A 14,719-nucleotide genomic window follows, 5' to 3' on the forward strand; every position below is an offset into this window, starting at 1 on the left:
ACAGGAACAATTATATAAAAAAACGTAACTCTTTTAATCACTTTTTACATAAGCCGTTCTTTTAGCCGTATGAAATATCATGAGCTCTATTGAAAAATACCAGTCCATATTTATATTGGTATCAGTTGCCGTGGGTCTTGTCCTCGGTCAAAGCACTCTTGCCAGGAATTATGCTGACATTTTCATCGTCCCTTTCCTTATGGTTATGTTGCTTGGGATCTTTTTACAGGTCCCTCTAAGGCAACTGGGTAAATCCTTTCAGAACTGGAGATTTGCAGGCATAAGCGCGGTGATCAATTTCATATTCAATCCAATGCTGGCCTTTACTCTGGGATTTTTGTTCTTAAGGGACACGCCTGCATTGTGGATAGGATTTATCATGCTCATGGTCACCCCCTGCACTGACTGGTATCTGCTCTTCACAGGGATTGCGCGGGGTAACGTACCCCTGTCAGCATCCATTCTTCCCATGAACCTGATCCTGCAGCTGGTCTTATTACCCGTGTACCTTTTGATATTTGCAGGAACCATTGCAACCATTGACCCTTACCTGCTTATGCAGAGCGTCGTCCTTGTCCTTTTAATTCCTTTTGTTGCCTCCCTTGTCACAAAGGCTGTAGTTCCCGGAATAAAGGGAGAATACTGGCTTGAAAAAAAAGTTTTCCCAAAACTTGACCATGTACAGTTCCTTTTCCTCAACCTTGCCATTGTGTCCATGTTTGCATCCCAGGGAGAACAACTGGTCCAGAACCCCCTGATACTGCTCAAACTCATCACTCCGGTCCTGCTGTTCTTTGTAATAGTGTTCATTGCCGGACAGATGGTTGGAAGATATCTTGGTTTCTCATACCAGGACACAGCCAGCCTAAACCTGACAACGCTTGCACGCAATTCCCCGATAGTCCTGGCCATTGCACTTACAGCCTTCCCGCAGGAGCCTTTGATAGCACTGGCACTTGTGATAGGGCCGCTTATAGAGCTGCCTTTGCTTGGTATCATAGCCCATACACTGTTATGGGTCAGGAATGGATGGGGTTGTGAGGATGAGATCTGCTGATAATAGTCATCAGACACCTGCACTTTGGTAAAGACCGGAACTATGTTTTCCTGATAAGCATGTTCCGGATTTCACGGTTCAGCCTGTAATATGTATATCTTGAACTTTTGAAAGATCCCACCACACCATTCTTCTTCATTACAGAGAGATGATGGGATACAAGGTTCTGTTTTTCCTTTAATGCACGGACCAGTGCCTCTACACAATAATCCTGTTTCAAAAGGTGGTACGCTATCCTTAATCTGATGGGATTGCCCAGTACCTTGAAAACATTGCACATATGGTCAATTTCATCTTCATCCAGAGCGATCTCATGTTCAAGATACTGCTCCCATTCCTCTTTCAGTTCCCTGTCAGCCGGACAGCATTTCATGGATAAAAAAAGAAAATCAAACCTTATATAAGTATTCATATCAACAAGTTTTGATATGCAGCATTTGACCTTATATTCAAAGCCTGAATAAAACAAATTGACAGATGATTGTGTCCTGTTTGAACAACATATCAGAGGGAAGCATGATAAAGACCATACTTGTACCTACAGATTTCACCATTGGAAGCGAGGAACTTCTTTCCTGTGTCGGTGAGCTTAAAAGTGTCGGCCTGGAAAAAGTGATCCTGTTACACGTTGTAGACATATTTCAGGCCCAGGGACTGGCACCAATGTTTGAAGAAAACGCAAAGAAAATGATCGAGGACTACAGGCAATTGATGGAGGAGGTGGAAGTTGATGCCAGCACGCTTGTTGTAGAAGGGGATGTTAAAAAGACCATTGCCCGAATAGCGGATGAAGAAAATGTCGATTGCATTGTCATGGGAGCAACTACTTCGGGACTTATCAAAAGTCGTCGCACAGGCAGGACAACTGAATACATATCCCGCAGATCAGGAAAGATCATTCTTATTGAAAAGTACAACATCATCACTGAAAATGAGGAAGAGATGAGCAGGAAAGCATGTTCGGCCAGATTTTCAAAGGTAATGCTCCCTGTTGACTTCTCAGAGAACACCAAAATAATACTGGATGAAATAAAGGATTTTACAGATATCATTGAACAGATCATATTTGTACATGTAGTAGAGAAGGCAAAGAACGAAAAAGAACTTAAGCACAAGAAAAATGAAAGTATGAAACTTCTCTCTGAGCTGGGGAAAGAGCTTGAGGACGGGATAAGGATCAGCTATGTCGTAACCGATGGGGAAGCTTCAGAATCGATAGACAGGCTTGCAGAAGAGATGGATATCACCCTCATAGTGATAACAACGCATGGGATCGGGTCTTTTAAGGATATATTACTTGGAAGTACTGCGGAGAAACTGCTTCAAAGAACAAAGAAACCATTGCTTCTGATCCCTTTTAAAGACAGATGAAACGTGAAAGGTGACAAAAATGGAAGAAGAAAGAGAATTGGATTTTTTCAGTAAGTATCTGTCCATATGGGTTGCCATATGTATTGTACTGGGTACTGCGATAGGGTACCTTTCCCCATCATTTGCACAATATCTTGGCGGCATGGAGCTTGCAAATGTTTCCATCCCCATAGCAGTGGTCCTGCTTATAATGATGTACCCTATAATGCTCAAGATCAACTTTGAAGAGGTACTGAATGTCAAGAAAAACTCAAAACCTCTTACACTTACGGTTATTGTTAACTGGGCCATCAAGCCTTTTACCATGACCTTGATAGCATGGTTGTTCATGAGCATTGTCTTTGCCGATCTCATACCACCTGTACTGCAGGAAGAATACATCGCAGGCATGATATTGCTTGGCCTTGCCCCATGTACGGCAATGGTCCTTGTGTGGACCTACCTGGCAAGAAGTAATATCAATTACGCATTGGTACAGGTCTCTGTAAATGACCTTCTGATACTCGTACTGTTCGCACCGCTTGGAGCAGTTCTTGTAGGGGTGACAACAAGTTTCCCGGTGCCTGTATTGACCATATTCTTCTCAGTATTGTTCTATGTAGCGATTCCCCTGTCCCTTGCGGTCATCACAAGACACATCGCAATAAAAAGAAAAGGCGTTTCCTGGCTGGAGAACAAACTTATACGAAAAATAGAGTGGGTTACTCCGGCAGGTCTTCTTATAACCCTGGTCCTTATCTTTATATTCCAGGGAGATAAGATAATCAACTATCCGCTGCACATTGTGCTGATAGCCATACCATTGATAATTCAGACATACCTGATATTCTTCATAGCCTACCTGGGAGCCCGGAAACTGAAGATACCGTATCAGGAAGCTGCACCTTCTACGTTCATCGGTGCCAGCAACTTCTTTGAGCTGGCAGTGGCCGTAGCCCTGATATTGTTCGGAGCAGGGTCAGGTGCCACACTTGCAACGGTAGTAGGAGTGCTTGTGGAAGTGCCCGTTATGCTGCACCTTGTAAGCATAATGAAGAGAAATAAGGCTAAATTCCAGTTTGGGACTGCAATTTGATCTTTGAATGAAGAGGGTTTATGATTTCATAACCTTAACTCTGCTCATTTAGGGAATAACTCCAGATTTAGCTTTTTTCCTAAATCCTCTATCTTTTTTGGTACTTCTGTCAGCATCATTTGTCCATCTATATCTATCATATAGACTTTACCGAACATTTCAATCAAATCTCTTGGTGAATACTTTTTAGTCAATGAAGCACCCCGTATGTAATTCTCAATCTTTGCATAGCCATAAAGTGACAGGAACGATATGAATAAATGACCGAATAGAGATTCGTTATCCTGGAGATAGATCTTGTCCGCCTCAAGAAGGTTTTTGTACGTATCATAATGCTTTTCGACACAATCTCTTTTCTTATACATCAGAAAGATATCTTCACATTCCATATCCAGGTTTGAGATCAGTAAGATCCTCCCTGCTTTTTTGAGGCTTTCGTTAAATTCCTCTTCAGTTATCTTCTTTTCATCATAACGTTTGTAGAGGGTATATTCTTCTTCCTTTCTCAGCTCATTATCCTCAAACAGATAAAGAAAAGTTTCATCTTCTTCCCATTTCCCACTTTTGATAAGGCGTTCATGGTAGAAGAAATGCGCATTAAGTTCCATTGGCTTGTTGTAAAGGACACTATTTCTCCTTGTGGGGATGACAAATGTCAATTTTTGTTTCTTCAATATTTTCACTGAAGTCTTTGAACAAAATCCTCTATCAAGGATAAGCGTCTTGTCTTCAACTCCAACTTCCTGAATGGATAATGCAAGTGATTTAACATCCCTAACTGATCCGGGAAGGATTCTCATCATTGTTGGCAAATTCTCATTTGCCGTGCATAGCAGTGCAAAGTTTATTTGAGGGATATAGAAGTGCTCTTTATTGTATCCTTTTTCAGCAAAGTTGATTCCTTCTGAACGAGTAAATATTGCACTGAGGTCATAAACAAGATGTTTATCCTTACTTGATAACTCTCTGAAGATATCATTTTGTGCTTTGCGATTTACTCCTACTTCTTTGAGAACCTTAGATAGGTTCTTAGGAGTCATCGAAGGTTGCATATCTACTACAGGATAGAGTTTTTCCCAGACAACACCTGCTCTTTTAAGTGGTACATGACCTGTTATGCGCACAAGTGCAAGGGCGTATATCTCTTCCCATATTTCGCCAAAAGCATTCTGCAGTGGTGCAATAAGATCCTCCATTGCAGTATGAAGTAGTGAAGAGTTTCCATATTCCCATAGTGAGCGAACTCTTTTGTTGGATATGACTGTTTTCTGGCTATCTATTAAACCCTTGTCTTTGTCCAGTTTCCCCAGATATGTTGAGGTCTTTCTGCGTTTCTTTAATTCTTTGTCCCAGTAAGTGGTTGATCGATAGACATAGTACCCTTTACTAAAGGTTTTAATCTCCAACCCCTTTTCCCCAAGCTTGCGCTGCTCGGTTAACCAGTTATGTGCCCATTCTTCCATTATTCCCTATAGGGTTTACATTGTACATATAGATTTTGCCTTGTTGAAATACAAAATTTCTAATTCAATAAGGGACATTATCATAAAAATATAGAAGATAAACATAGTTCGCAACTACTACATGAAAGATAGTGAGAAGAAGAAACAGCATTAGTAGCAATGATTGAAAAGAAAGTTATTCCCTAAAATAGGCGGAGTTAAGGTTCATAAATATCCTCTCATTTTTTTGTATAAATGTATAATATGTAGAATATAAATATATAATATAAAAAATGAATGCTTAATCCATATCCGATCCTGAAACGCTTTTAAGCCTGTTGACACCATCGATCTCATCAATTACATCCGCCACTGCATGCGGAACCAGGGATCTCCAGTCCTCATCGAGCAGCATGCGCCTTCTTATCTCACTGCCGGAGTAGCCTTCCCGCTGATACATAGGGGGTTGTTTTACATTGACACCTGCTTCCTTGAAAAGGCGGATTACAAGAGGATTGTTAGAATATACCATATCAAATGGCGGTGTCATAGAAATGATATGAGAGACCCACACGGAATTTCGTTGAAGGTCCTCGATGGGTATGGCATAGTGCTTCACGTCTGCGGCCTCAAGAGCATGTTTTATCATCAGCACCCTCTCGCCTGCGGTAAAAGGGTTCTGAGGGTCGTGGCTTTTTTGCGCACTGCCTATTCCGATTACTACCTCATCCACATCCAGGGCAATATCCTTAATGATGGAATAGTGCCCCAGATGAAATGGCTGAAAGCGTCCTATATAGAACGCTCTTCTCATATGCATGGGAAACCATCAGCGAATGCCACATTCATCGAATGTGAACTTCTCACACACTTCCAGGTAGTGTCCTGAGTTGTTATCATGTTTCATCAAGGCAAGCTTTTTGACAAGATCCATTCCAGGTTTCGGATCTTCCATTATCTCGACCTTATCCTTGATCAGGTCAAAGATCTTCCTGCCAGTGTCTGTGCGTATGAACACACAGTTCCATCCATCAGGTGTCCCCACTGATCCCAGTGAGATATCAGCGGACACTGAGGTGTAGTCACAGCAGTGATGGCACGGATTCCTGGCATAGTGGGCAACTTCAGGGATCTTCACACTATGAGCTTCCCCATCCTTTGTATAGTTCCAGAATTTACCCTTACCAAAGTCCATCTTCACTACATCATCAAGATCAAGCCCCATTATTTCAGGAACGATCTTCTCGGTCATTACATCATGATAGAAACTTTCCATGCACAACAGACCAAGGATCACAACTATCTTGTCGTTAGTGTTCTCAACAATGAGACGTGCACCATGTGCCTGACAGGGTACGCCAATGACACCTATTTTGTCATATTTCTCAAAGGGTTCCCTGAGAGCTGAAAGAACTGAATCGTAAGTATACTTGGTACCTGTTGTCCTGTCAACATCTTCTGGTTTGGTCATAAGTATAAGTTCAGTACCCCACTTATCATCCTTGGTGATACCGACAATGCAATCTACCGTACCGGTCTCAAGTAAAGCCTTAGCCAGTATTGATGTGACACCACCATCCTGACCTTTGATAGCGCTCTTTGCTCCGAAGAACTCTTTAACATTTGCAAATTCATCTTCAACATATCCGTCAATAACAGGACATAATCTGCCGCATGTAAGACAATCCTCACATACGTTAGGTGCTGCTCCCTTGACGTAGAATTCTAAATTATCAGGGTCACGGACCTCTGCACGCTTGTTCATAACAATTGCGCCAGCAGGACATGCAGATACGCATGCCCCACAAGCAGTACAGACGTCGTGTTCAATGACCTCTAATATCTTTGGATGGGCCATTAACTGCCTCCGACGTGTTTTTTCGTTTATCCGATTATTTCTTTACCGATGAGCTTGATAGCCTTCTCTTTGTCAGGTCCTATTGGGGAGCCTGCAACTATCTGTGTCACACCGATGTCAAGCAGGTCATTGATCCTTGCCTTACAGTCATCAGGTGTTCCGCAGATAGAGAATGCCTCCATCATGTCATCTGTGACCATGCCGCCCATGAGTGCACCGAAGTCACCCTTTGCGATTGCACCGCCAATGTCAGCTTTTGCAGCTACGTCAATGCCGTGGCGCTCAAGTACCATGTCAGGTGAACCGGCAACGATGAATGCAACTACGACCTGTGCTGCCTTTGCTGCCTTTGCTGCATCCTTGTCGATTGAGAAGCATGCGTATGCTGCAACATCAACTTCCTTGGGGTCGCGTCCTGCCTTCTTTGCACCGGATGCTATCTGCTGTACGGCTACTTCAAAGTCCTTGGGGTGTGATGCATTGATCAGGACACCATCTGCCACCTCTCCTGCAAGTTCGAGCATCTTGGGACCCTGTGCACCCATGTAGATAGGTACATTGCCTGCATTGAACGCCATCTTTGCACCGCTGATCTTAACCATTTCCCCATCCTGGTTTACCTTTTTACCAGAGAAGAAGCTGCGAAGTGCTGAGATGCTCTCCTTTGTCATGGTCAGTGGCTTGTCCCATGAAATACCCATTGCATCAAAGGTTGCCTTATCTCCAGGACCAAGACCGAGAATTGCACGGCCGCCTGAGATCTCATTGATTGAAGCAATGCTTGATGCTGTTACAGCTACATTCCTTGTGTAGGGGTTTGTGACACCTGTTCCAAGCTTGATACTGTTTGTGTTCATAGCGAGCACAGTTAAAGTGGAATATACATCACGGTTGTTGTAGTGGTCGGTGATCCATACGTTGTCAAAGCCCTGCTGTTCAGCAAGTTTTGCATAGTGTGCTATTTTCAAAACCGGGTCGCTAGGTACAAATTCTATTCCAAATGTCATTTGAATCCTCCTCTAAAGTGTGTTCCTATTCAGGTATCTGTACATATTTAAAACTTTGTTGGTTTGATGGCGGGAAACATATGAAAAATATACGCGCCACACGAAAACAAAATAACCCGAACAAACACAAAGCTACACATACTCAAGCCCGGATTTGCAGAAAAAAGAACTGCAAAGAGATGAACAATATGTAAAAGATGAATATGTGTTTACCGATACAGATATATCCGGTAAATGTCAGAAGAAATAATGTTCATATTTGCAGGAGGTGGCGATGTAGGGGAGGTGCATAGACCGCTGCCCTTCAAAAGCATTTACTGCTATAAACATATGAATCTGGAAAAGATCGTTTTCAAACAGAGAGGATTTTGAAGAGAGTGATCATCATGAAATGCTACGAATGTGCAAAAAATGGAAAGGATAGCGACACAGTGGCTATCTGCATAATCTGCGGGAGAGGGGTCTGTAAAGAACACCTGACCAGGGAAGAGACACCTGTATGGGAGGGCGAATACAGCATAAAGCTAAAATGCGGCATGGGAGTTGCCTGTGATTACAAAGATGTCCAGCACTGGAAAAAAGTGCTCTGTATCCCCTGTCATAAAGCCCTGAAGGAGAACTACTAGGTGATATCATGATGAAATGTTATGACTGCATGGAAGAAGGAAAGGACACCGAAGCAACCTGTGTCTGTATAACTTGCGGAAAAGGTCTTTGCAGCGGCCACATTAAAGAGCTCGAGCTTCCCGTATCTGTAGGACAGCCACCTCATGTTGAAAGGCTTCCTAACGGATTGCCCAGGATAATGTGCCACTACTGCTTTAACCAGACAATAGAAGATGGATTTGACTGAATCAGGAAAACAAAAGAAGGATATCAGGAAGATAAAGGAGATAAGGATAACATGTGCGGAGAAAGAGAAAGCGGAAAAGGATGCGGACACAGAGAGATAATAGACGATATGTCCGATAAACTGGGATTCACACCCCAGATACTTGAGACACTAGGGGAACTTGAACCTGAGTTCCTTCACAAGTACAACATGTGCAACCACAGGCTGCTCAAGGACGGGGCACTGCCTGCAAAAACAAAAATACTGATGGCACTTGCAGTTGTTGCATCAAAACAGTGCGAGCGCTGTGTTGTATCACAGATGAGGAGTGCCCTGAACAACGGAGCAACAAAAGAAGAGATAATGGAAGCGATGGATGTCATTTTCATAACATCGGGCGCCCCTGCAGTTGCCGCATGCAGAGATGCACTTAAACTGCTAAAATAAGAACACAGGGGCCAAACCGGCCCTTCTGAACAATCAGGAAACTATTGATCAATACCAGGAGGATAGGGGATGAGGAGGACATTTATAGGAAGCAGTTTGCTTCTTACTTCAACAATTCTGTTGTTAGCTGTGACCTGCAGTTTCTCATGTGCTGCCGAGCCTACAAAGTTCGGTGAATACTCTGCCGATGACTTTACCTATGAAAGCACATGCCGGCAATGTCATGCTGTGATCTATGGGGACTGGGAGGGCACGATGCATTTCAATGCATATCTTGACCCGTTCTATCTGGAAGAGGTGAAGGTCGCAAGCCATGATACCGACGGTCTGGTTGATGAATTCTGCTCCCGTTGCCACACTCCCATTGGTGTCGTATCCGGTGAGATACCGCCTGTAGACGGATCAGGGATGAGCGATATCTCAAAACTTGGGGTTCAGTGTGATTTCTGCCATGTAGTATCAGGAAGTGACGGGATAGGGAATGCACCCTTCACAGTCACACCCGGCAATGTAAAATGGGGACCATATGGTGATGCTACGCCTTCGTATCATGAAACGGATTATCTTGAGCTATACACACAGGCAGAGTACTGTGGAATGTGTCATGAAGTGATACATCCGGTGAACGGACTTGTCATTGACGACACCTACTCGACCTGGAAGGACAGCCAGTATGGCAGGGACAATGTGGTGTGCCAGGATTGCCACATGACAGAAGGAATCACGGAATTCAAGGCAAATCCCGGACGTGCGGGCACGGGAGGTCCTAAAAGGGATCACATCTCATCGCACGAGATCGTAGGAGCAAATGCATTCATCCCAGAGATCATGGGGGCACAGGATGTCGCACAAAAAGCAATTGAAAGGCTACAGAATGCAGCAACTCTTCAGGTAAGTTCACCGCAGACGGCAGCACAAGGAACTGAGCTAACGATCCGGGCATCAATAACCAATTCAGGAGCCGGCCATAACATACCTACAGGAGTTTCCGAGATCCGCCAGGTATGGCTTGAAGTAAAGGTCACTGATAATGAAGGAAAGGAGATATATCATGCAGGTGCCCTGGACACTGAGGGGAACATCGGGTCTGCAAAAATAATATACAACACCGTCCTGGGCGACAGTGAAGGAAATGCAACCGAAAGTTTCTGGCTGGCTGACAGGGTACTGGAAGACAACAGGATAGGACCAGAGGAAACCGTTAATGAAGAGCACACGTTCATCCTTCCTGAAGACGTTGTTTATCCGCTGAAAGTGCAAACCATGCTGAACTACAGGTCAGCCCCACAGCAGCTCATCGATAAACTGTTTGGTCATGGGACATATGAAGTACCTGTTATCCGTATGAACGAGGTTTCCGGTACAATATACCATCCGGACACCCCCCCGGAAGAGAGAACAGAAACAACATCAACAGCACCAACAACACCTGGTTTTGGCGTATTTATAACTGCCATGGTAATGGCCATGATGATGTACATATTCAAGAGAAATTAGAGGAGAACTGGAAATGATACCAAAGGTTGATAAGAACATATGTGAAGGGATCGGCGCGTGTGCCGAGTCATGTCCTACTGAGGTCATAGACATAGGAGAGGATGATAACGGAGCTCTCAAAGCCATCATCGCCCGTCCTGATGACTGTGTCGAATGCGGCAACTGTGTAGATGCCTGTCCCACAGAAGCAATTACCTTAGAGTAATAACATAAAGGAGTGCCACAATGTCCGGTGACAGAAGCATTCGTTTACTGGGAATCTCAGGAAGCCCCAGGAAAAAATCCACAGACTATATTGTCAACGAAGCCCTCAGATATGCACAGGAAAAATTCGATGCAGATACAGAGTATTTCTCTGCCAGTGGCAAGAACATGAAATTCTGCATCCACTGTGATTATTGCATTCGTAAGAAGGAGGGCTGTATACACAAAGACGATCTTGTGGAGCTCTATGACAAAATGTTATGGGCCGATGCATGGATAATCGGCACTCCCGTATATCAGGGTACGTTAAGTGCACAGACAAAAACAATAATGGACAGATGTCGTGCTGTCGTTGCCAGGAATCCAAAGGTATTCCTGAACAAGGTGGGTGCTGCAACAGCTGTCGGGGGGGACAGGATAGGCGGACAGGAACCTGCCATTCAGACGATCCTTAACTTTTACGTTATAAGTGAGATGATACCTGTTGCAGGCGGTTCATTCGGATCGAACCTGGGTGGTACTTTCTGGTCAAAGGACAAAGGAGCAGAAGGAGTTGCAGATGATCCCGAGGGGATACGTAGCCTTCACAGGACCGTTAATAAGCTGATAAAGACCGCAATTGCAATGAAGGATATAGAGGAGAGCCATTAAGGAGGGAGCAGACCTGGAATTCAGTGGACATGTCACGGAAATTATCAAAAGGGCATATAATGTGAAGAGTTTCAGGTTTCAAAGACCTGCAGATTTTGACTACAAAGCAGGCCAGTACATAACAGTCACTCTCAGTACCAATGGAAAAAAGACAGGCAAACCCTTCACCCTTTCAAGCAGCCCCACGGAAAAAGACCATATAGAATTCACTAAAAAACTCACCGGGCATGAGTTCTCCAATATGCTTGATGCAATGGTTACAGGGGATACTGCAACTATCAGGGGAGCGTTTGGGAAGATGACCTTTGAAGGTGAATACGAAAAGATAGCACTTCTAAGTGGTGGTATAGGGATCACACCGATGATAAGCATCTGCAAATATTGCACAGATATGAAGCTCAGCACGGATATAATGCTGATATGCAGTGATAAGACAGAGCAGGACATGATATTTGTTGAAGAGCTTGAAGAAATGAAAAGACATAATCCGGGACTTACAGTGTTCAACACACTTACAAGGGCCTCCGAAAACTGGACAGGCTGCAGGGAACGCATCTGTGAGAATCTCATCCTAAGGGAACTGCCGGACTATGCTGAGCGGGTATTCTATATCTGCGGGCCACCACCAATGGTGGAAGCGATGGTAGAGATGCTGCACAATATGAGAATACCGGACAGCAGGATAAACAAGGAATCATTGACAGGATATTGAACATAGAGGAGGAATCATGAAGAGGATAGCATGGGGGATCACAGGTTCAGGGGATCTCATAAAAGAAACGTATGAAATGATGGTTGACATCAAAAAGAAGAGCAACATAGAGATAATGGTATTCCTTTCCAAAGAAGGCGAAACTGTCATGAAATGGTATCGTATGTGGAATGACATACAGAAGGATTTCCCTAACTTCAAGACCGATGCAGGGCCAAACTCACCATTCATTGCAGGACCACTTCAGGTAGGATACTACGATGCACTCATAATTGCACCAACTACTGCAAACACTGTTGCAAAGATAGTATATGGTATTGCTGATACCCTCGTAACGAATGTCGTTGCGCAGACAGCCAAGGGCGATACACCTATCTACATACTTCCGGTTGACCAGAAAAGAGGTACTGTAAAGACATACTCACCTGAAGGAAGGGTAATGGAACTGAAAATGCGCGAAGTGGATGTATCCAACACCGAAAAACTTGCGCAGATGGAGAATATAACCGTCATCAACAGACCGGAGGACATCTACGATATCCTCGGAATAAGCAAGGATTAAAAGAAGGTATATCCTTCCCTTAGATAGATATCCGGCAGTCTGCCGATGATATCATCCAGTGTTGCAATGGATCTGAATGTGGCATAAGCCGCTATAAAGCTGTCCAGGGCATCACCATCTCTGTTATTGATAATCCTTTCCTGAATATGTTCAGGGACAGATACACCTTTATTGAGTATTTCTTCAAGGATGTGTTCTCTTGTTCTTTTCTCTTTTTCTGACCTGCCCTTATAGGTCATGTACAGCCCTTCACTCTTCAATGTTGATGCCGGGCAGATCTCCATAAGCCAGGGCTTATCTTCCCGTGGCACCTGCATTGGAAGGGCACAAATATGCCCTGACGCAACAAGGGGATTTACAATATCGCATATTCCATAGTATGTCTGTTTGTAGACCCAAAGATTATACACACTGAAAGGAGCTTTCACCTCTGCATCTGTAAGGCGTTTCAGCTCGTTGCTGCCGCCGGTGGCCTGCATTGCTTTTCGGAAATCCTCAGGTGTATGGTAGCTATGAGGGAAATTTTCCACAAAGGTATACCAGTCCTCCCCTGACATTACTTTATCAGGAAGGCTGAAAGGAAAATCCATTCCGAATACCGACTGTGGATCCGACACTATAAGGTCACGCAGAGCAGAAAGACAGACATCCCTTCCTTTGGACTTATACGGAACAAGTTCATATACCGGATAACAATCCAGAAGGACAAGTCCGTCACCATCCACAATGCCTTCACTTATCCATATCTTGCGACCGGCATCCTTTGCACCACTGAAATCAACACCATATATCCTGCGCTTTCTTCCGATGGCTGCAAAGGTCATATGCAGTATCCTGCTCAGTTATCCCGAAGACCCCTGATGAACTCATCTGTCATCATGTAGGCTTCATCGTCTGTAAACTGCTTAGGAGGATGTTTCATGAAATATGAGGAAGGAGAATACAGGATGCCACCAATGCCCCTTTTAAGTGCAAGTTTGCAGCATCTTATAGCATCTATCACCACACCTGCGGAATTAGGTGAGTCCTCCACCGACAGACGAAGCTCCAGGTTCATCGGTACATCACCGAAGAGTTTACCTTCCATCCTCAGGAAGCAGACCTTATTATCATTCTGCCATGCTACATAATCACTCGGACCTACGTGAATGTTGTCATCATCCATCCTCTGTCCCAGAACAGATTGAACAGCCTCGGTTTTTGACTCCTTCTTTGATTCAAGCCTGTTCCTGTTAAGCATGTTAAGGAAGTCAGTATTACCTCCGGTGTTAAGCTGATAGGTCCTCTCCAGTTTCACACCACGCTTGCGGAAAAGGTCTGCAAGCATCCTGTGGGTGATCGTAGCACCAAGCTGGGCCTTGATATCATCACCAATGATAGGAATGCCCCTTTCCTTGAACCTTGCCGCCCATTCCGGGTTGCTCACTATGAAAACAGGCATGTTGTTAATATAGGCAACTCCGGCCTCAAGGGCACATTCGGCATAGAAACGCGTAGCTTCCTCTGAGCCCACAGGCAGATAGTTAAGTAATATCTCAGCCCCTGAATCCTTCAGTTCCTTTACTATCTGTTCTTTATCTGCTTCCTTCTCCCCGGAAGGTACAAATCTCCGGTTCTCACTGTAATTTGCCATATGATCGGAAACACCATCAAGAATGCGACCCATTTTCACTATCACACCATTTTTGGGTATTTCCTGACAGAACACCACCGTACAGTTAGGTGGTGCAAAAATGGCCTCTGAAACATCCGCCCCAACTTTCCTTTTGTCAATATCAAATGCTGCAACAACTTCAATATCAAATGGCCTGTAACCACCGATGTCCCAATGCATCAGGCCAATTGCATCTTTTTCTTCCTTATTCCTATAATACTCAATGCCCTGGATCAGAGAGCTTGCACAATTGCCAATACCTGCAATTGCAATCTTGATTTTGTCCATTCAAATACCTCTATAAAAGTGATCTTTTGAAAATGATGAGAGATAAAATATAACCTCATAGA

18 protein-coding genes are annotated in these 14,719 nt (G+C 44.0%); 11 read left to right on the plus strand and 7 right to left on the minus strand.

The genetic code is table 11. The features are described from left to right. Nucleotides 1–79: 79 nt before the first annotated feature. A complete protein-coding gene (locus V7O64_RS08050) occupies nucleotides 80–1,057 on the plus strand; it encodes an arsenic resistance protein (RefSeq protein ID WP_407354915.1) in 978 nt (325 codons plus the stop codon). A 40-nt stretch (nucleotides 1,058–1,097) separates the two neighbouring features. Here V7O64_RS08050 and V7O64_RS08055 read toward each other — a convergent pair whose 3' ends face one another. Next, the gene (locus V7O64_RS08055) at nucleotides 1,098–1,430 is read right to left on the minus strand and encodes an ArsR/SmtB family transcription factor (protein WP_407354916.1); all 333 of its coding nucleotides are present in this window, start codon (nucleotides 1,428–1,430) and stop codon (nucleotides 1,098–1,100) included. 143 nt (nucleotides 1,431–1,573) lie between these two features. On the opposite strand from V7O64_RS08055, the gene V7O64_RS08060 reads away from it, so the two are divergent. After that, on the plus strand, nucleotides 1,574–2,428 hold the full coding sequence (locus V7O64_RS08060; protein ID WP_407354917.1) for a universal stress protein: 855 nt from the start codon (nucleotides 1,574–1,576) through the stop codon (nucleotides 2,426–2,428). A gap of 19 nt (nucleotides 2,429–2,447) precedes the next feature. Continuing rightward, complete coding sequence (gene arsB, locus V7O64_RS08065; protein WP_407354918.1) at nucleotides 2,448–3,503, plus strand: ACR3 family arsenite efflux transporter; 1,056 nt, start codon at nucleotides 2,448–2,450, stop codon at nucleotides 3,501–3,503. A 44-nt stretch (nucleotides 3,504–3,547) separates the two neighbouring features. Here the strand turns inward: arsB and V7O64_RS08070 are convergent, their stop codons facing one another. From V7O64_RS08070 to mer, 4 genes are all read right to left on the minus strand, one after another. Beyond that, entirely contained in the window at nucleotides 3,548–4,966 is a 1,419-nt protein-coding gene (locus tag V7O64_RS08070) for a transposase (RefSeq protein ID WP_407354919.1), read from the minus strand. Between the two features lie 280 nt (nucleotides 4,967–5,246). Further along, nucleotides 5,247–5,765, minus strand: coding sequence for a nicotinamide-nucleotide adenylyltransferase (locus tag V7O64_RS08075; RefSeq protein WP_407354920.1), 519 nt, complete (start codon nucleotides 5,763–5,765; stop codon nucleotides 5,247–5,249). Between the two features lie 9 nt (nucleotides 5,766–5,774). After that, nucleotides 5,775–6,803, minus strand: a complete 1,029-nt coding sequence (gene fpoF, locus V7O64_RS08080) for a F420H2 dehydrogenase subunit FpoF (protein ID WP_407354921.1) — start codon at nucleotides 6,801–6,803, stop codon at nucleotides 5,775–5,777. Nucleotides 6,804–6,829: 26 nt separating this feature from the next. Further along, nucleotides 6,830–7,810: a 5,10-methylenetetrahydromethanopterin reductase gene (gene mer / locus V7O64_RS08085; RefSeq protein ID WP_407354922.1), complete on the minus strand. Its 981-nt coding sequence runs from the start codon at nucleotides 7,808–7,810 to the stop codon at nucleotides 6,830–6,832. Nucleotides 7,811–8,196: 386 nt separating this feature from the next. On the opposite strand from mer, the gene V7O64_RS08090 reads away from it, so the two are divergent. From V7O64_RS08090 to afpA, 8 genes are all read left to right on the plus strand, one after another. Then, the gene (locus V7O64_RS08090) at nucleotides 8,197–8,436 is read left to right on the plus strand and encodes a DUF2180 family protein (protein WP_407354923.1); all 240 of its coding nucleotides are present in this window, start codon (nucleotides 8,197–8,199) and stop codon (nucleotides 8,434–8,436) included. Between the two features lie 8 nt (nucleotides 8,437–8,444). Then, on the plus strand, nucleotides 8,445–8,663 hold the full coding sequence (locus V7O64_RS08095) for a DUF2180 family protein (RefSeq protein ID WP_407354924.1): 219 nt from the start codon (nucleotides 8,445–8,447) through the stop codon (nucleotides 8,661–8,663). A 108-nt stretch (nucleotides 8,664–8,771) separates the two neighbouring features. Beyond that, on the plus strand, nucleotides 8,772–9,089 hold the full coding sequence (locus tag V7O64_RS08100; protein WP_407357294.1) for a carboxymuconolactone decarboxylase family protein: 318 nt from the start codon (nucleotides 8,772–8,774) through the stop codon (nucleotides 9,087–9,089). Nucleotides 9,090–9,158: 69 nt separating this feature from the next. Further along, nucleotides 9,159–10,586 (plus strand): multiheme c-type cytochrome, encoded by a 1,428-nt coding sequence (locus V7O64_RS08105; RefSeq protein ID WP_407354925.1) that lies wholly within the window; start codon nucleotides 9,159–9,161, stop codon nucleotides 10,584–10,586. 13 nt (nucleotides 10,587–10,599) lie between these two features. Further along, complete coding sequence (locus V7O64_RS08110; protein WP_407354926.1) at nucleotides 10,600–10,791, plus strand: ferredoxin family protein; 192 nt, start codon at nucleotides 10,600–10,602, stop codon at nucleotides 10,789–10,791. Between the two features lie 20 nt (nucleotides 10,792–10,811). Beyond that, the gene (locus V7O64_RS08115; RefSeq protein ID WP_407354927.1) at nucleotides 10,812–11,441 is read left to right on the plus strand and encodes a flavodoxin family protein; all 630 of its coding nucleotides are present in this window, start codon (nucleotides 10,812–10,814) and stop codon (nucleotides 11,439–11,441) included. A gap of 43 nt (nucleotides 11,442–11,484) precedes the next feature. Continuing rightward, the gene (locus V7O64_RS08120) at nucleotides 11,485–12,153 is read left to right on the plus strand and encodes a ferredoxin--NADP reductase (protein ID WP_407357295.1); all 669 of its coding nucleotides are present in this window, start codon (nucleotides 11,485–11,487) and stop codon (nucleotides 12,151–12,153) included. 16 nt (nucleotides 12,154–12,169) lie between these two features. Further along, on the plus strand, nucleotides 12,170–12,715 hold the full coding sequence (gene afpA, locus V7O64_RS08125) for an archaeoflavoprotein AfpA (protein WP_407354928.1): 546 nt from the start codon (nucleotides 12,170–12,172) through the stop codon (nucleotides 12,713–12,715). Here the strand turns inward: afpA and V7O64_RS08130 are convergent. Together V7O64_RS08130 and V7O64_RS08135 are read right to left on the minus strand one after the other, a co-directional pair. Beyond that, the gene (locus tag V7O64_RS08130) at nucleotides 12,712–13,539 is read right to left on the minus strand and encodes a hypothetical protein (RefSeq protein WP_407354929.1); all 828 of its coding nucleotides are present in this window, start codon (nucleotides 13,537–13,539) and stop codon (nucleotides 12,712–12,714) included. The genes afpA and V7O64_RS08130 overlap by 4 nt on opposite strands. Nucleotides 13,540–13,553: 14 nt before the next feature. Next, nucleotides 13,554–14,657 (minus strand): inositol-3-phosphate synthase, encoded by a 1,104-nt coding sequence (locus V7O64_RS08135; protein ID WP_407354930.1) that lies wholly within the window; start codon nucleotides 14,655–14,657, stop codon nucleotides 13,554–13,556. Between the last annotated feature and the right edge of the window lie 62 nt (nucleotides 14,658–14,719).

Source organism: Methanolobus sp. WCC5 (assembly GCF_045690325.1).
GTDB lineage: Archaea > Halobacteriota > Methanosarcinia > Methanosarcinales > Methanosarcinaceae > Methanolobus.